This is a genomic window from Marinobacter xestospongiae (genome assembly GCF_023156385.1).
GTDB classification, from domain to species: domain Bacteria; phylum Pseudomonadota; class Gammaproteobacteria; order Pseudomonadales; family Oleiphilaceae; genus Marinobacter; species Marinobacter xestospongiae.
Map to the genome: position 1 here is coordinate 129,114 of NZ_JAKZAK010000007.1, position 17,323 is coordinate 146,436.

The window sequence follows — 17,323 nt, forward strand, 5'->3', positions numbered from 1 at the left end:
CGCCTCAAGCCAGGCTGGACACCACCTGGTGGTCGACGCTCACGCCCTTGTCGACAAAGATCCGTTTGGCCAGACCGGCGCCGCGCCAGCCCTGGATGCTCAGGGTGGTGACCAGACCGCCAATCATCGCCCCCACCACACCACAGGTGAGAATGTCCTGACCGGTGAGGTAGAGCCCGTCAATGGCGGTCTTGGGGCGCAGCCAGCTCTGGTCGAAGCGTTCCGGGGTATGGTCCAGACCGTAGATTTCCCCGCGGCCGTAACGGCAGAACCAGGCGGTGGAGAGTGGCGTCGAGGTCTCGACATAATCCACCCGGCCCTGGAGCTGCGGTAGCTTGTCGTACAGCACCTGCATCAGCCGTTCGGTGATGGCGTGCTTGCGGGCCTCATAGTCTTCGCCGCGTTTGCCCCAGACTGTGCCTTCCCAGGCCTCGAACTGCTCGTAGGTACAGGGGGCCACGATTTCGATGGCGGCGGTGCCAGGGCAGCGGTTCTGGTAGTCCGGGTCCTTGGCGGACGGGAAGGAAATGTACACCACCGGAAACTCGCTGTCGGGATCGGCAAGGAAGCGTGCCACATTGGCGTCGTGGTGGGCGCTGGGGTAGACCCAGAAGTTGGTTTTCGGCAGCTCCAGTTCCTCAGCGGTGCCGCGTACGCCAATGTAGAGGCCGATGTGGGGCATCGAGGGCTCAATGTGACGGCGCTTGCGCGGATAGCCGCAGCGGCGGGCGGCCTCGGCCGGCAGCAGGGATTCGAAGGTGTTGATGACACCGGCATTGCTGATCACGATGGGGGCGTGAATTTCTTCACCATCGCTCATCCGCACGCCGGTGGTCTTGCCTTTGGAGACCATAATCCCGGCCACGTCGGCGTAGGTGAACACCTCGCCACCGCTCTGCTGGATCACCGGAATGATGGTCTTGGCCATCTCCGAGGCGCCGCCCACCGGGTAGTAGCCACCGTGGATGTAGTGCTTGGCGATCAGCGCGTGAATCATGAAGCTGGACTGTTTTGGGGGTACCCCGCAGTCCCCCCACTGACCTGCCAAAGCGCCGATCAGCTCCTCGTTGCTGGTCAGCTCGGACAGCACCTCGTAGGTGGTGCGGTTGAAACAGTCCGGCAGCACCTTGCTGAGGCCCTTGCCCAGCAGGGGTGCCACCACGCCCGGCGACAGTTTCGACAGGGTGTACCACTGCATACCTCCGGCGACCTTGCCCAGCAGGCGAATGTACTGATCAATGGCCTGTTCCTCGCCGGGGAATGCCTCGACCAGTGAGTCCCGGAAACCATCGCGGCCACTGCGCAGGCTCACCACCTTGTCACCCAGGAAGAAACGGTCGTAGCAGTCGTCCATCGGCGCCCAGCGCAGCTGATGGTCGGTGATGTAATCAAACAGCTTGCGGCCCAGGGTGTGGGGCGAGCCCATGTCACCGATGTAGTGCACCCCCACGTCCCATTCGTAGCCGTTGCGGGCATAGCTGTGGGTATAGCCGCCGGCGGTGTAGTGCTGCTCCAGCACCAGCACCTTCTTGCCCGCCTTGGACAGGCAGGCGGCGGTGGTCAGCCCGCCAATGCCGGAGCCGATGACGATGGCGTCGTAGGGCCCGTCGAGGCGATTGGCGCGATAACGCCGGCCGATGCGGATGGTGCTGGGTTTGAGTTTGGGGGTGGTCTTTACACTGTCCATGATGGCTCCTGTTGTTGTTATTGGTGCTCTGAGTTGCCTCACCAGCGGGCTTTGTCCCACATGTGGGGGTTGGCCCAGTGATCCGGATTGTTCCAGCGTCGGCGCGGGTTGTAGTGGTCGAGATTGTAGCTGTACAGGGTGAGTTCCCGGTCTCCGTCATTGACCAGCCCCTGGCGCTGGAAACCCAGGGCGATGAACTCACGGAAGGGCCAATCGTCACCGGCCGCGACCACGATGCGATGGGTGCCGTAGTTACGCAGTTGGCCTAACAGCAGCTCACCGGTTGTCTGGGGATGGTGCTCCAGGGTGTCGCAGACCAGGGCCAGGTCGGCGGTGCCAGGGAGTGGGAAGCCGTCGTTGGGGTGGGCGCTGTCGAGGCGGTAGTGGTGGCAGTCATCGTGCTGACGCTGCCAGGCGTCCGCCAGGTTGGCGGCGGTGGTGCCGCAGCTGACCAGGGCGTCGGGGTGGCAGTCCTCGATGATGGTGGCAAAGGCCTGCTGGATACTGGTCACGTTGCTCTCCGGGTGAAGGGTTGCTGCCGCGAGTACGGGTTTTGGACATGGTAACGCGACGTGGCGATATTACATACCGGAGTAGATCACGATTTCCATCTGTAACGCTATCGGCGTGCTGCGACGCTATTGGCCCGGGCTGTCGTGGTTTTCACGCTGGCTGCGATAGCGCCGTTCCGGTCGGCCGACGCTGCCGTAGCTCACCTCCGCCTGCAATTCACCGCTGCTGACCAGGTACTCCAGGTAGCGGCGGGCGGTGGTGCGAGAGGCGCCCATCTGTTGGCCGACGGCCTCAGCGCTCCAGTCGTCACCGCCGGCCACCACGTCGCGAATCTTGTCCAGGGTGAGGGCGTCGATGCCTTTGGGCAGGCGTGGTGTGGGCCTGCTGTCACCCTCCTGGCCGGCCCGGGGCAGCAACTGGTCCACCTCTTTCTGCGCCACCCGGCTCAGCCCTTCCAGTCGTTGCCGGTGCTGATGGTAGTTGGCAATGGCTTCTTCCAGCCGCTCAAATACCAGGGGCTTGAGGATGTAGTCGAACACCCCGCCCCGCAGGGCGCTGCGCAGGGTGTCCACTTCCTTGGCGGCGGTGATCAGAATCACGTCGCTGGCGCTGTCCGCCGCCCGAAGCTGGCGCAACAGATCCAGCCCGCTACCGTCGGGAAAGTGCACGTCCAGCAGGATCAGGTCCGGCGCCAGCACCTCGATCTGGTCGTGGGCATCGGCCAGGGAGTGGGCAATGCCACACAGCTCCACCTGGTCGATGCGGTCCAGGAACCGGCGCTGGATTTCGGCAATCTGGGCATCGTCCTCAACAATCAGCAGACGGTAGGGCATCAGGGCGGGGTCTCCGGGGGCGGCGACTGGGTGGATGACTGCTTGTGCAGATACAGTGTAAACCGGCTGCCGCCGGACTGCCGGTTTTCCACGGTGATGGTGCCGCCCCAGCGGTTGACGAACTGGCGCACCAGGAACAGGCCAATGCCATGGCCTTCGCTGGGCTTGCTGGAGACCCCGCGCTCGAAGATGCGTTGCTGCTGGTCGTCGGGGATGCCGGGCCCCTGATCGTCCACCTCGAAGATGAGATCATGGCCCAGATCGGTCATGGTCAGGCTGACGGTCCCACCGGCGCCGTGGTGCTGGCGGGTGGCCTCCAGGGCATTGTCGATCAGGTTGCCCAGCACGCTCACCAGCTGGTCCCGGGGCAGGGTGTCGGGCACGTCGGCCATCTGGCTGTCCGGATCGATTTCCAGTCGCAGCCCCATTTCCCGGGCGCGGTTGTATTTGCCCAGCAGGCAGCCGGCGATCACCGGGTCGGGCACCGCCTCCAGCAGCAGCTGGATCAGCGCCTGATGGTCGCTGACCTCGCTGCCAATCAGCGCCAGGGCTTCATCGCGGGCGTCGATCTGGATCAGCCCGGCGATGGTGTGCAGCTTGTTGGAGTACTCGTGGGTCTGGCTACGCAGGGTGTCGGCGTACTGGCGGATACGGGTGAGCTGCTGGCTGATCTGGTCCAGCTCGTCGCGCCGGCGGAAGCTGGACACCACCCCGATGATGTCATCGCCCTGGCGTACCGGCAGGCGGTTGACCACCATCTGCTGGCCCTGGAACCACACCTCCTCGTCAAAATCCGGCTCGCCGCTGGTCAGCACCGACATCAGGTTGTTCTCCGGCAGCACCCGGTTGATGGGCTGGCCGGTCAGCGGAAGCTCCGGGTCCAGCCCCAGGGTGTCGATGGCGGTCCGGTTAAAGGTGGTGATGTGGCCGTGACGGTCGATGGCGATGATGCCCTCACGAACCGACTGCAGGGTGGCTTCCCGCTCCTCGAACAGGCGGGCGATCTCTTCCGGCTCCAGGCCGAAGATGGCGCGCTTGAAGCGGCTGGCGATGATCACTGCGGCGATCACGCTGGCCACCAGCATCAGCCCCATCACCCCGTACAGCACCCACTGGTAGCGCTGGATGGTCGCCAGCACCTGGTCCAGGGCGTAGCCCACCGAGACGATGCCAACGATCTCGCCGTTTGCCGGGTCTACAATCGGCGCCTTGCCCCGCATCGAGAAGCCCAGGCTGCCCCGGGCCAGGGCAACGTAGCCTTCGCCGTCCACCAGTGCCTGTTGGCCATAGTCGCCGTCGTCGTCGCCCATGGAATGACCAAGGCGGTCCGGGTCGGGGTGGGCCAGGCGAATGGCGTTGTGGTCACCGATGACAATAAACAGGGCTTCGTTGGTGGCCGCCACCCGGCGACTGAGGCGGTTAAGCAGGGCCTGGTCACGGCTGCGAACGCCGGAAATGACCGCTGGCATGGCGGCGACGGTCTTGGCCACCATCAGCGCGCGCTGGCCGATCTGATCGTGCAGCGAATCGCTCAGGTAGTGGCCGGCAAAGCCGCCAATCAGCAGCGTTTGCAGCGCGCCCACCAGGCCCAGCGCGAGAATCATCCGGGTTTTCAGTTTGAGCTTGCGGAACACGGTATGGCTGGTCGGTTTTTGGTTTGTTGTGGTTATCCCTTCAGGTTACTCCAGGCATCAGGGAATTGCCCGTGAACAATATGACCAAAACGCCCGCAACGTTCTTTAAAGGCATTACGCCCACAAGCTTTCCGCCGTGGCTGATCACTATTTAACCTCGTGACTGACCCTGTCCCCCGGGCCGCATCGCTCGGCCCAGCCTCCGGGATGGCGATAAAAACAATTGTGAGGTGACAACGATGCTGATTAAACGAACCCTGTCCTTCGTGGCGGCCGCCGCCGTCAGTCTCCAGGCCCTGGCCTGGGAACCTTCCGGAAAAGTCGAATGCATTGCCCCGTCCGATCCTGGCGGTGGCTGGGACTTTACCTGCCGTAGCGCCGGCCAGGTGCTGCAGGAACTCGAACTGGTGCCCGGCTCGGTGCAAACCATCAACATGGCCGGCGCTGGCGGCGGCGTGGCCTACGCCCACACCGTGAGCAAGCGGCGCAGTGACGACAAACTGCTGGTGGCCGCCTCCAACGCCACCACCACCCGCCTGGCTCAGGGCCAGTTCCCGGGGATGGATGCTGACATGGTGACCTGGGTGGGCACCGTGGGGGCCGATTACGGGGTCATCGCGGTCAGCAAGGATTCGCCCTACCAGAGCCTGAACGACCTGCTGGCGGATATGAAGGCCAACCCGCGGTCGGTGAAGTTCTCCGGTGCCAGTGCCCGCGGCGGCTGGGATCACCTCAAGGTGCTGATCGCTGCCAAGGCCGACGGTGTGAGCAATCTGCCCCACATTCCCTACCTGTCCTACAACAACGGCGGTGAGGCCCTGACCCAGGTGGTTGGTGGCCAGGTGGACGCCTTCACCGGCGACATCTCGGAAGTGACCGGCTTCCTGGAGTCCGGCGACATCCGCGTGCTGGCGGTGCTGGCAGAAGAGCGCCTGCCGGGCCGTTTCAGTGACATCCCCACCGCCCGCGAGCAGGGCGTCGACGCCCTGGGTGCCAACTGGCGCGGCTTCTATATGCCAAAGGATGCCTCCGATGAGGCCAAGGCCTACTGGCGCAATGCCGTTGCCACTCTGTACGACAGCGAACAGTGGCAGGCGGTGATGGCGAAGAACGGCCTGATTCCGTTCCAGCCGGAGGGCGATTTTCGCGCCTTCATCGCGCGTCAGGTGGCTGACGTGGAGGCCCTGTCCCGTGAAATCGGTCTGCTGAAATGACCGCCCGCGGTGACCGAGTCCTCGGCCTGGTCCTGCTGGTGCTCGCCGTGGCCTATGGCTGGGCGGCACAGCAGTGGCCGGAGCCTTTCGGAGGCGCCGAGGCCGTGGGACCGGAGACGTTTCCCACGCTGTTGGCCATCGTGCTGGCACTGTCGAGCCTGTACCTGATGGTGAAGCCGGACCCGGACCAGGGCTGGCCCCTGGGCCGCACCGCCGGTGAGCTGGTGCTGGCGCTGGTGATTCTGGTGGTGTACGCCGCGCTGATTGAACCGCTGGGCTTTGTCGCCGCCACCACCCTGGCGGTGGGCTCGCTGAGCTGGCGCATGGGCGCCAAGCCGTCGACGGCGTTTCTGTCGGGTCTGGCCAGCGCCGTGGTGGTGTTCGTGGTGTTCAACTACGGTCTGTCCCTGAGCCTGCCCGCCGGGCCGCTGGGAGGTGAATGATGGAAACCCTGCAGTTTCTGATGGACGGCTTTGCCGTCGCGTTGACGCCCTACAACCTGATGTTTGCACTGTTTGGTGCCTTCATTGGCACCCTGATCGGCGCGCTGCCGGGACTGGGGCCGGCCAATGGCGTGGCGATCCTGATTCCGCTGGCGTTCACCCTCGGGCTGCCGCCGGAAACCGCGATGATCCTGCTGACGTCGGTGTACGCCGGGGCCATGTACGGTGGTCGGATCTCCTCGATCCTGCTGAACATCCCCGGCGATGAGCCGGCGATGATGACCTGCCTCGATGGCTACCCGATGGCGCAGAAGGGTCGGGCTGCCGACGCCCTGGCAATCTCTGCCATCGCCTCGTTTGCCGGCGGCCTGATCGGCACCATCGGATTGATCCTGCTGGCACCGGTACTGGCCCGGTTCGCGCTGACCTTCGGGCCGGCGGAGTACTTCGCGCTGTTCCTGCTGGCATTTGCCACCCTCGGTGGCATCACCGGCAAGAACCCGATGAAGACCGTGGTGGCCGCGACCCTCGGGGTGATGATCTCCACCGTTGGTATCGACATCGCCACCGGCACCCAGCGCTACACCTTCGGGGTGCTGGAGCTGTACGAGGGCATCGACTTCATCCTCGCCATTGTCGGCCTGTTTGCGATCTCGGAGCTGCTGTTCTTCATCGAGTCCCGCGCCGGGGCCGGTCGCAAGCTGATCCAGGTGGGCAAGCTCAGCCTGAGCCTGAAGGAAGTGATTGCCACCATCCCCACGCTGTTCCGTGGCGGTATCCTCGGTTTCATCTCCGGGGTGTTGCCTGGGGCGGGGGCTTCTCTGGGCAGTTTCATCAGCTACACCCTGGAGAAGCAGTACCTGGGCAAGAAAGCGCACTTTGGTGACGGCGACAGCCGCGGTGTGGCGGCGCCGGAAGCCGGCAACAACGGCGCTTCCTCCGGCGCCCTGGTGCCAATGCTGACCCTCGGCGTGCCCGGCAGTGGCACCACCGCGGTGCTGCTGGCGATGCTGATCTCCCTCAACATCACCCCGGGTCCACTGATGTTCACCCAGAACGCCGACATCGTCTGGGGCGTGATCGCGGCGCTGCTGATCGGTAACGTGCTGCTGCTGGTGCTGAACATCCCGCTGGTAGGCTTCTTCGTGAAGCTGCTGTCGGTGCCGCCGATGTACCTGCTGCCCGTTGTCACCATGGTGGCGTTTGTGGGCATCTACTCCATCAGCCACAGCACCTTCGACCTGTACTTCATGATCGCCTTCGGGGTGGCCGGGTATGTTCTTCGTAAACTGGACATCCCGCTGGTGCCGATCATCCTCGGCATGTTGCTGGGACCGGAAATGGAGAAGAACCTGGGCCACGCTCTGGTGCTCTCCGACGGCGACTGGAGCACGCTCTGGGGCTCGCCGCTGGCCATCGGTCTGTGGGCCTTCGCCGCCCTGGGGCTGGCGCTGCCCTACATCGTCGGCCCGCTGCTGCGCCGGCGCATGAAAGTGGCCATCACCGAGGGCCCGGAAAGCGACTGATCGCCACACGAGCGATCGTCCAGCCAACAACAGACTCTCCTTTGGGGCACACGGCGACCGGCCGGTGCCCCTTTTTTCTATGGTTCCTGAGCCGCGGTGCTCACGTTGAAGCGCTTTTCTGTTCACCTCCGGTCAAAAGTTCACAAGGCGTCAAATTCGCTGGATTCGGCCTTGATACATTGCCCCGTCGTTTGAGTTGTAACTTTGGGTGATGAGATGAAAGGACTGATTGGGATCGCAGCGGTGCTGGCGTTAACGGCCTGTGGCGGTGGAAGCGATACACAACCGGCGCAGCTGGTGGTAGAAACCGAAGGTCGCTGGTTTAACGGAGAACTGGTGTTGGCGGATGACGCCGGTAATGGACTGACCATGTCGGGGCCTGGCGACTACGACGTTGACATTCTTGATACGGGAACCCTAAGGGTTGAGCAAAACCCACCGGGGCTGATTTGCGGCATCGGCAACACCAATGGCCAACCCACGGTGACCTGTGTTGCGGTGTTCGACCATCGCTCGCAGTGCAATACCGGCACGGACTCGGATAAAGATGGGGTAACCGATTGCCAAGAGATGCTGGACGATGACACGGACCCCTGGGATCAGTTCGACCACAAGGGCATCAAACCCGGGCTAACGGTTTACCATTTCGGCGAGTGGCAGGGCAGTTCCCTGCTGATCAAAGATGGCCTCGGACGAGAGCTTGCCATTAGCCAGAAAGGTCATCACCAGTTGGGAGACCTGGACCTCAACTCGCTCTACGTCAAGGCGAATCCCCGAAATGCCTTCTGCGAATTGAAAGCGGTCGACGATTTTGTAGCTGTCAATTGCCATGACACTACCCTGTCGGCGGATGCCTGTGTGTTCAGTACGGACTCAGATGGCGATGGCATCAGCGACTGCCAGGAAAAGTTTGAGGATGGCACCGATCCATGGGACTCACTGGATCACAGCGGCAACCTGCCCGAACTGACGGTGCATCAGGTTGGTGAGTGGGAAGAGGGGTCCCTGGTGATCCGCGATGGCTTTGGCGGGCATCTTACTATCAACCAGGGTGGTCACTATCAGTTGGGAGAGCTGGACCGAAGTTCTCTGTATGTCAAAACCAATCCCCGGCAAACCTTCTGTGAGCTGAGAGCTGAGGACTCCCGCATTTTGGTCAGTTGCCATGACAAGACCATTGCTGCTGAAGCCTGTGTGTTCAGTACGGATTCGGATGGTGACGGTGTCACAGACTGTACTGAGTACTTCAGTGATGGCACCGATGCCTGGGACGCGGAGGATCACTCGGATGTACAAAGTTTCTTGACCATTCTGCAGCAGGGCACCTGGGGCCACGGCAGTCTATCGCTTCAGGACGCCCTGGGCGAAACAAGACACTACAATCAGGATGGCATCTACCCTTTGCGCGGGATCGACCTGGAAACCGCCGAAATCGTGGCGGCACCCTATGGCCTTTTCTGTACCTTAACGACCGCACCCAGGGAACTTACCGTTCACTGTGGTGACACCATTGTGGGTGAGTGCAGCCACCAGGTGGACTCGGATGCCGATGGGCTCAGCGACTGCGACGAATTTGAGAAAGGCACCAACCCTTGGCTGGCCGATACCGACGGTGATGGCAAGAATGACCTGATCGAGGTCAACCTCTATAGCCAGTCCAGTGGCATTCGCAACAATCCGCTGATTGCCAACACCCCCGAGTTGGGCGTGCAGATCGTCACCAAACCGAAAGCCACGATTCACTACTCGCAGGGGCAGAGTGTCAGCACCGGTGAGTCGACGTCGCAGGAAACCGCGTTCTCAGCCAGCCAGACCCGCACCACCGGCAGTGAGCGCTCGATCGAATATGCCAACTCGGAAACCCTGGCGCATGCCCATTCCATCGATGTTGGGCTATCCTTCAAGGCCAGCATTATTCCTTCGACAGAAGTCACCATCAGCAACTCCTTTAGCCGTGAACTCAATCACACCACCACGGAGGGAGCTGCGTTTTCCTACAGCGCGGCACAAAGCACGGAAAACTCGGCCTCTTACCAGCAGGCGGTTGATCGTTCGCAGCAGTCCAATGTGGATATGACGTCGGCTGAGCTCCAGGTGGGATTGCGTCTGAAGAATCTCAGCTTTACCGATTACAGTGTGGCTGACCTGGTACTGTCCGCCTACTGGATTGATCCGGCCAACCCCCACCGTCTGGAAACCATCGGTAATCTGACGTTCGACAACGCCGCTGATAAAGGCATCACCATGATCGGCAACTCGACCAGCGAACTGCTGATCTTCAGCATCACAGATTTGCCGCTGGACAAGGCGTTACGGATCATGCGGCGGTCGGAGCAGATCATGGTTCGTCCGGCCAGCTACGCTCTGCGGGTCGCCGATGGCTCCAATGCGTTGCTGGGGGATGAGGACGTCGCCGAGCGGACCGCGCGGGTGGAAATGGATTTCGGTGCTGGCGGGTTCGGTACCATCAACAAGCGGGTGGCCGTTAACCGTGGTGTTACCGACTTCACCTCTGCCTATGACATTCTCCACCAGGTATTTGGCATGCCCTTTGAGCAGGGGCGTCGCTCTTGGGCCAACAGTAACGGTTTGAACGCACCGACCGTTGAGAGTGCTCATGGACTGGTTGCGCTCAATGGTCTGGACATGAACAGTGATCTTGGGAGCTACTGGCAAGTCTCCCACGAACGGCTCACGGGTAATGGCTACGGGCAACGGGAAGTCATCAACTACAACCTGTTGGAGAGCGGTTACGATCTCCGGGATATTGAGGTCCACACAGGCGATGTGCTGGTGTTCAGCTACGTCACGGATACCGACCGGGATGGATTGACCAACCAGGTGGAAGCCAATATTGGCACCAGCTCTACTGACATAGATAGCGATGGAGATGGCATCAGCGATGGTCTGGAAGTGACCGGCTGGTACTACAGCACTGAACCGGATGGCCATTGCTACGGCAAGGCCGAGGTGCCGGACTATCGGATATTCAGTGATCCATTACTGGCCGATTCCGACGACGATGGGATCAACGACGGTGATGAGGTTCTCGACTGCACCGCCCCGTCCTTCAAAACGAACGTCGATGTTAGCGCTTCCGCTGATTACCTGAGTGAAGGCGATACCCTGATGCTGCAAGCGGACTCTACCCAGTTTCCACCCTCGGCGAGCTATACCTGGCAGTTGATCGAAGGGCCGCGAAATTCCGGTGGTGGTTTTGATCAGGTGGTCGAGGTCGCTACCGGTGCGAGAGTTCAGTTTGCGGTCAATGGTGTCGGCAAACAGCGTTGGCAGCTGTCGGTGGTTTCCGATGGCGAAGAGCGCCTGGCCGAAGTCGAGGTCCTGGTGGTGAAAGACATCGCCAAGGCAGTGTTTGTCGATACCGCCGCCGATCCGGGGGTAAAGACGGGAAGTTATGAAGCCCCCTATCCCAGCTTGGCCGAAGCGCTGGTAGGGGCGTCGGGGCCAAACGCGCGAACGGACATCTATATGGTGGGCAGCCAGCAACACGACCACCGCGGGGCAACGATTGACCTGAGTGAGGCGGTCAGTTTCTACGGCGGCTTCGATCAGGACTGGTACTACACCGGGGGTAAAACGGAACTTCAGCTACACAGCCCCGGATTACGCTATGCCGATGTCGATCCCTACGCCACCATTACTGTAAAAGGGATGAAACTCACCCAGGTGGATGCCGATCAAGCGGTCGCTTTGCAGGTTGATGGTGCCGGTGCCGGCCAGTTGAACATTGTCGACAGTGATATCAGCGCGGGTAATGCTACCGGTCAGGCCAAACTGTCAGCAGGCGTCGACAAACGTCAGGGGCTGAGCTCGTATGGCTTGCACCTGCTGGCGCCGGTGAAGGTTGCCATTACCAATAGCCGGATTGTGGCTGGTTCGGGAGCAACCGGTCTGGATGGTCAGGCTGGTCAGCACGGCATGGATCTCGGTGGCTATCTGGCCGGGTTCACCAAGAACAAGGGCCGAGGGGTGTGTAACAATCCTGTTCATCCTGATGGTTGGCGTCATGCTCCGGATGATATCCGGCACACTGACAAGATCTGGTGGGGGTGTGGACCGGATGCCGTGTGGGATTGGGGAAAAAGCGCTCGCCCGGCCAATGGCGGAGCAAGCGGTGAAAGTGCGCGCGCCAGCAATGACATTTTTAGTCATTACTACGTTCCGGCCAGTGGCGAGGATGGTGGACTCGGTGAGCCAGGCTCTGGTGGCTCAGCCGCGTGGGATTCTGGCCCCAGTTTTGGTGGCGTCGGTGGCGGCGGTGGCCAGGGCGGTACCGGGGGTTCTGGTGGCGGTGGCTCGTTTGCGATCTGGGCCAATAACCAGCAGGCCGGTGGAAGCGTCGTCATCGATATCCGGTCCGGGTCCAGAATTGTCGCCGGTGGTGGTGGCGATGGTGGTGCCGGAAAAATCGGCGGCAAAGGAGGCAAAGCTGCTGATGGTTGGGACGGTGGTGGTAAAGGAGCCAAAGGCGGGCATGGTGGCCACGGTGGTGGCGGTGTCGGTGGCACGGTTGCTGCGATAGCGTTGTCGGGCTCTGCCAGTGTTTCGGTTCATGATGCCCTGATTGAGACGAGTGCACCTGGCAAGGGTGGTTTTCATGCAGTGCCGCTGGTGACTGGAGGGGACAGGGGGAATGCCTTTTCCTACTACTACATTGATGCGGGTAATGGTTACAACCGGGTCAGCGAGTCAAGCAGCGTCCGTCACAACATAAATGGTGAGCCTTCAAAAAAGGAGAATGTGCAGTAGCACCATTCCTACAATGACGAGTTAACCCTTAAGGGCTTAGGTCCCCAAAGTGTTTGGGGACCTGGGGTCGAAGTCTGGCCCCAGCTTGCTGTAATCCCGGGGAGACATACCGACCTGTTCCCGAAAGGCGCGGCTGAATTGGCTCAGCCCCCGGAACCCGCAGGCCAAGGCAATGTCGGTCAAGCTTGCAAGTTCTCGAGTCTGGAGTCTATGACGCTGCTGCAGACAACGTTTGGCATAATCAATCCGGCGTCGCTTTATCTCCCGCCGCACGGTCGTCTGGTGCTGACGAAACAGACGATGAACGTAGGATGATGACACCCGCAGTGCCTTGGCCATCTTATCGACGGAGAAATCCGGGTCCGTGAAATTCTCATCAATACACTCGAGGTAGATCTGCCAGCGTTTCCCGGCCAGCGGGCGGCTTTCAATGGGCTGCTTGGTCAGACATGCGTTGAGCAGTTCCGCCACGGATAGCAGGTAATGTTCCCTTTCCGCCTCCGGAATATTGGTGATGGTTAATGGCAGTAATTGCAGATAGCAACGCAACGCCGAACCAACCGATTGGTGACCATTGATGATCTGGAGGTGCAGGTCTTTTCTGTTACGCAACGCCGGTGCGAGTTTGCTTCTAGGGATATGGCAGTTGATGGCTTTCCCTTGATTCATCAGGGCAAATGCAAATTCCTGCTGCATATCCAGCAACAACAAATCACCGGGACGTAACTGACGGCGTTGAAAGTTATGCTCAACGATTGCCCGGGAGCCGCTCAGACAGATCAGGACCAGATGCTGATAGTTGTCTGCCAGGTGTCGTTGACTACGCTGCACAATGTTGGGCTGAAACTGACTAGCACTGAGTAGAATGCCGTGTTTCCGGTCCTGGTAATAGCGGATGTTGGCATCAAAGTCACACGGGGTGGCAGCGTAATCATTGGCCGCTATGATGTCGCAATTGTAGGGCACAAACTGGGTTGCCCGCTGTTTCCAGAGCGACCAGCGTCTTGCCGCAGGCCATGTCTGACTGGAAAGTTCCGTATTTTTCACGAGCAGCGGTTCAGGTTTCTTGTTTGTCATAATTTATCCGTGAAACCGATGAATCAAATTCTTGGGCAGATGGCTCTGCCCTCCAGAGAACACTCCCCTTGTTTACCCCCAATCATACCCAGGGTTGTGGGGGTTACCAGCGATTGGCCATCATCAGTTGCCCTCGAAGGTCATCACGCTGGTGCCAGCCAACCCGCTTAACTCGATGCTGGAAAGTAGCATGTTTCAGATGGTCGTCTTCGCCATGATGGTGAGGGTGGCCCTGGCCATGCACCGCCGCCCCAGGCCAACCGGTGAGGATGTGCTGATTCGCAACGACGGGTCCGACTAGCGCAGGATGGGGGCTGGCCACCAACGAGCATCAACGGTACACCATCACTCACGGGTGTGGGCGTACAAGCCGCCAATCAGAACGAGCAATGGAAGGTTCTTGGTCAACGGTCCGAACGGGTGGGTCCAGAAACCGGGGTCGATGACGGTGAGCAGCAGGGTGTAGGTGGCGATGACCATCAGTTGAACCAGATAGCACGGTTTCAGCTTGCGCCCCGACAGCAGCCACAGGCCGATCGCCGCGTCCACCAGGCTGCCCGAATAGAGACACACGTCGGCGAAGGTGCCGGTGATACCGCCGCTGGCCAGTACCTGGTAGCCAATGTCCCTGGCCAGGAAGGCTGAGGTGACGGCGGTGAACAGCCACAGAAAGCTGAGGCTTAGGCGGGCGGCGAGGTGGAATCCGTCGGTCATCTAAACCACCGGCAACGGCTTGAACACCATCAGCCAGAACAGCACCACAATGGCGGCAAAGGCGGGGATGCCCAGCGCGGTCCAGTAGCGCATCAGGCGGTGGAACCCGGGAGCCGGCACGCCGGTGGTGAGGGCCTGTTCCGCCAAGGACCTGAGCCGGTACTGGATGGCAATTACCGGCAGCCAGCACAGCCCGATGAAGCCAAACAGCGACCCCACCAGCAGGAACCAGGCCGAGGTGAAGGCGTAGCCTAGCCGGTCCATCAGCAGCACACCAGTGACTGCCTGGGTCACCACCGCCGGTGCGGTAAACAGCCAGTCGGCCAGCACTACATGGCGAGTGGTCACCGCCAGGGCGGCAACGTTGCCTGATCGGTTGGCCATGAACATGAAGAAGGCGATGCCGGTCCCGGTGCCGGCCACCACCACCGCGCTGAGAATATGTACCAGTTTCAGCAGCAGGTAGTTATCCATCGGTCACCTCTGTTCGGTGGTGGATGGCCAGTGAGCGGATTTCCTGGTCAAACTCCGCCAGCGAATACAGGCCCAGGCAGGGCGTGGCGCCGCGGGTGGTGAGTGATCCGGCGATAAGTTTCCTGGCAAGAATGATGGTGGAGATGGTCGGAATGTACGGGCCTTCGCCGTTCTCGGCACAGAGTAGCCAGTTGATGTGCCTGGCCTGGCCGCTGTGGTCCCGCCCCGACAGGTTGATCTGCATGCCGCCAGTGTCGGTCCCGCGACGGATGAACCACTCGCTGGCGCGAACAATGGGCCGGGTGTAGGCCGACCAGTCCCTGACCAGGCCCACCTTCGCCAGCCAGGCCATCATCACCATGCCCAGGTGCAGCACGGGCAGCTCCAGCCCGGCCTGGAAGTGAACGGTTTTGACCGGACGATAGCGCTCGGGGAACAGTTCCAGATCGGGGATGTTGATATTGGCAAGCCAGCGTCGGCCGATGGTGGGGCCGAAATCCTGCTTCCGGGGCGCCATCCAGCCATACTGGTTGCGCCATTCACCGTCATCGAACACCGGAAACGGATGACCGGTGTAGGAAAGAATGCCGTGGACGGTCGCTTCACCCCGCTCAGCCTGGTTTCCGGGGGCAATGGCAAAATCGATGCGCTCAAGCTCCGAGAACTGGTCGGTGAAGTGATCGATTACCGCGGACGACAGCCCCGGCACCGAGCTGGCGCCGGCAACCACCAGCACATCACGGGCGCGGGCCTGGTCGTCCAGACTGTCGATGTCACACACGAAGCGGCGATCGTCCGCCAGGTCGATGTAGTGGCTGCCGATGGCAATGCAGGCCTGTGGCACCCGGTAGTCCTGTCCCTGGAACGGCCCGCCGGTGTGGATAACCAGGTCAGGCGCAAACGCTCGCAGGTCATCCACGAAAGACGCCCGATTGATGTCGAGCACCGCCGGCTCCAGGGTGGCCGGCGAGCCCCGGGCGGCCAGTTGCCGACACAACGCTTCTGCCTTGTCGGCATTACGGCCGGCAATCAGCAGGACGATGCCTGCTGTTCCCGACAGGTTCTCGGCAATGCGTTTGCCGAAGTTTCCATAGCCCCCGAGGATCAATACCCTGCGTAACGTCATATCTTTTTACACACTCTCGTATGTTTTCCAATGCCCAATACGGTAGCTTCCTATACCCGGCCGTTTGATCGAAAGCATTAGGGCACGCGGATAATTTCAGCTCAGGAGGCTCTGATTAATGTGTGTTTTTCGCAACACACATAATGACATCCATTTTACTATTTTCAGCTTGCATGCAAAATGGGATTGACGTGGCATACTCTTTGAACCCGGCTGCCGTCATTGCGGATTCAATCTGCTGTTTTGAAAAACCGGCCCCTTCGTCACTTTCATCTTTTAACCAGTCCCACTGGAGCAGGTGACCATCAACTTTAAGCAGTTGTTTCAGAAGTTTTAGCGTCGCGGGATAGTCCGTTACAAAGGCCAGTGAAGACGAAGCCACGATCAAGTCGAAATCTTGTTTCAGAAGGTCATTACTGTGAATTAGGTTTTGATTCAGCTCGGATGCAATAGTTGAAACATTGCTCAACCCTTTGTTTTTGAGGGCAGAAGCCATGTTGGGTGATGGATCAAGTGCAACTATTGACTTTGCTGACGAAGATAGCCGTTCTGAAAGTAACCCGGTGCCACAACCAAAGTCTAGGATGCGATATGAATCCGGGTTAACTTCTTGTCTCAGGGAGTTGTAGGCATTATCTGCATATTCAATGACAGCGGGATTGCTATCCCAATCAGCTGCGTAATTATCCCAGTTTTCGCTCATACCAAAAATACCTGCCCAAGCTCAATTTGCTGAGAAAACCCAGCGTGTGCACTCTATGCTGTTTTCTGTGATGTCCTTTTTCGTGACAAGCTCAAATCCAGCATCTTTTAGGAGATCTATTATTTTCTTTTCGTAGTCGCTTCTGGCTGGTAGGCCGCCGTCCTTTACGAGAACCAGTTGTCCTCTCGCTTTTAGGATTCGTCGAACTTCAGTTAACCCCTGTTCTTGATCCTTCCAGTGATCAAATGAGTCGAAAGCAAAGACGATATCAGCCAGACTATCTTCAACCGGAAGGTGCTCGGCCGAGCCCTCGCGAAACGTAATACGATGACTGGCTGGATGGTTCCCTGTTTGCTGTCTCGCAATCTCGATCATGCGAGGGACTGGATCGATACCGATCAACACTCCATCTGTTACGTAGTTGGACGCATGCCTTAAGGCACAGCCCGTGCCGCAGCCTATGTCAACTATGGTGGAGTCTGTAGCGAGATCTATGTTTTCAACTCCGAGCCGGTTTGTGGCGTACTCCCCATAGTTTTTTGCGTACCACTCGGCGGTTTCCGTATCCCACTGATTCATCTCTTGCGGCTCCATTTGGTATCTCAACAA

General features: G+C 60.2%; 14 protein-coding genes. 4 read left to right on the plus strand and 10 right to left on the minus strand.

Annotated elements, in window-relative coordinates; translation table 11 throughout:
* Window positions 1-4: 4 nt before the first annotated feature.
* The 4 genes from MLD24_RS07095 to MLD24_RS07110 form a co-directional block, all read right to left on the minus strand.
* Complete coding sequence (locus MLD24_RS07095; protein ID WP_248165619.1) at window positions 5-1,687, minus strand: phytoene desaturase family protein; 1,683 nt, start codon at window positions 1,685-1,687, stop codon at window positions 5-7.
* A gap of 38 nt (window positions 1,688-1,725) precedes the next feature.
* A complete protein-coding gene (locus MLD24_RS07100) occupies window positions 1,726-2,199 on the minus strand; it encodes a DUF6231 family protein (protein ID WP_248165621.1) in 474 nt (157 codons plus the stop codon).
* A 126-nt stretch (window positions 2,200-2,325) separates the two neighbouring features.
* On the minus strand, window positions 2,326-3,036 hold the full coding sequence (locus tag MLD24_RS07105; protein WP_227176015.1) for a response regulator: 711 nt from the start codon (window positions 3,034-3,036) through the stop codon (window positions 2,326-2,328).
* A complete protein-coding gene (locus tag MLD24_RS07110) occupies window positions 3,033-4,637 on the minus strand; it encodes an ATP-binding protein (protein ID WP_248165623.1) in 1,605 nt (534 codons plus the stop codon). The genes MLD24_RS07105 and MLD24_RS07110 overlap by 4 nt, the downstream gene beginning before the upstream one ends.
* A gap of 269 nt (window positions 4,638-4,906) precedes the next feature.
* Here MLD24_RS07110 and MLD24_RS07115 point away from each other — a divergent pair, with 269 nt between their 5' ends.
* The 4 genes from MLD24_RS07115 (at window position 4,907) to MLD24_RS21535 (ending at window position 12,620) form a co-directional block, all read left to right on the plus strand.
* Window positions 4,907-5,881, plus strand: a complete 975-nt coding sequence (locus MLD24_RS07115; RefSeq protein ID WP_248165632.1) for a Bug family tripartite tricarboxylate transporter substrate binding protein — start codon at window positions 4,907-4,909, stop codon at window positions 5,879-5,881.
* Window positions 5,878-6,324: a tripartite tricarboxylate transporter TctB family protein gene (locus MLD24_RS07120; protein ID WP_248165634.1), complete on the plus strand. Its 447-nt coding sequence runs from the start codon at window positions 5,878-5,880 to the stop codon at window positions 6,322-6,324. The genes MLD24_RS07115 and MLD24_RS07120 overlap by 4 nt, the downstream gene beginning before the upstream one ends.
* A complete protein-coding gene (locus MLD24_RS07125; RefSeq protein ID WP_248165755.1) occupies window positions 6,324-7,850 on the plus strand; it encodes a tripartite tricarboxylate transporter permease in 1,527 nt (508 codons plus the stop codon). The genes MLD24_RS07120 and MLD24_RS07125 overlap by 1 nt, the downstream gene beginning before the upstream one ends.
* Window positions 7,851-8,066: 216 nt before the next feature.
* Window positions 8,067-12,620 carry a hypothetical protein gene (locus MLD24_RS21535; RefSeq protein ID WP_282450510.1) on the plus strand — a complete coding sequence of 1,518 codons (4,554 nt, stop codon included), beginning with the start codon at window positions 8,067-8,069 and terminating at the stop codon, window positions 12,618-12,620.
* A 36-nt stretch (window positions 12,621-12,656) separates the two neighbouring features.
* Here the strand turns inward: MLD24_RS21535 and MLD24_RS07135 are convergent, their stop codons facing one another.
* From MLD24_RS07135 to MLD24_RS07160, 6 genes are all read right to left on the minus strand, one after another.
* Window positions 12,657-13,697: a helix-turn-helix transcriptional regulator gene (locus tag MLD24_RS07135; protein ID WP_248165636.1), complete on the minus strand. Its 1,041-nt coding sequence runs from the start codon at window positions 13,695-13,697 to the stop codon at window positions 12,657-12,659.
* Window positions 13,698-14,042: 345 nt separating this feature from the next.
* Window positions 14,043-14,411 carry a DoxX-like family protein gene (locus tag MLD24_RS07140; protein WP_248165638.1) on the minus strand — a complete coding sequence of 123 codons (369 nt, stop codon included), beginning with the start codon at window positions 14,409-14,411 and terminating at the stop codon, window positions 14,043-14,045.
* Entirely contained in the window at window positions 14,412-14,885 is a 474-nt protein-coding gene (locus tag MLD24_RS07145) for a DUF2269 family protein (RefSeq protein ID WP_248165640.1), read from the minus strand.
* Window positions 14,878-16,011 (minus strand): saccharopine dehydrogenase family protein, encoded by a 1,134-nt coding sequence (locus tag MLD24_RS07150; RefSeq protein WP_248165642.1) that lies wholly within the window; start codon window positions 16,009-16,011, stop codon window positions 14,878-14,880. Before MLD24_RS07150 ends, MLD24_RS07145 begins: the two co-directional genes overlap by 8 nt.
* 115 nt (window positions 16,012-16,126) lie before the next feature.
* Window positions 16,127-16,714, minus strand: coding sequence for a class I SAM-dependent DNA methyltransferase (locus MLD24_RS07155; protein ID WP_248165644.1), 588 nt, complete (start codon window positions 16,712-16,714; stop codon window positions 16,127-16,129).
* Between the two features lie 21 nt (window positions 16,715-16,735).
* A complete protein-coding gene (locus MLD24_RS07160) occupies window positions 16,736-17,293 on the minus strand; it encodes a class I SAM-dependent methyltransferase (protein ID WP_248165646.1) in 558 nt (185 codons plus the stop codon).
* Between the last annotated feature and the right edge of the window lie 30 nt (window positions 17,294-17,323).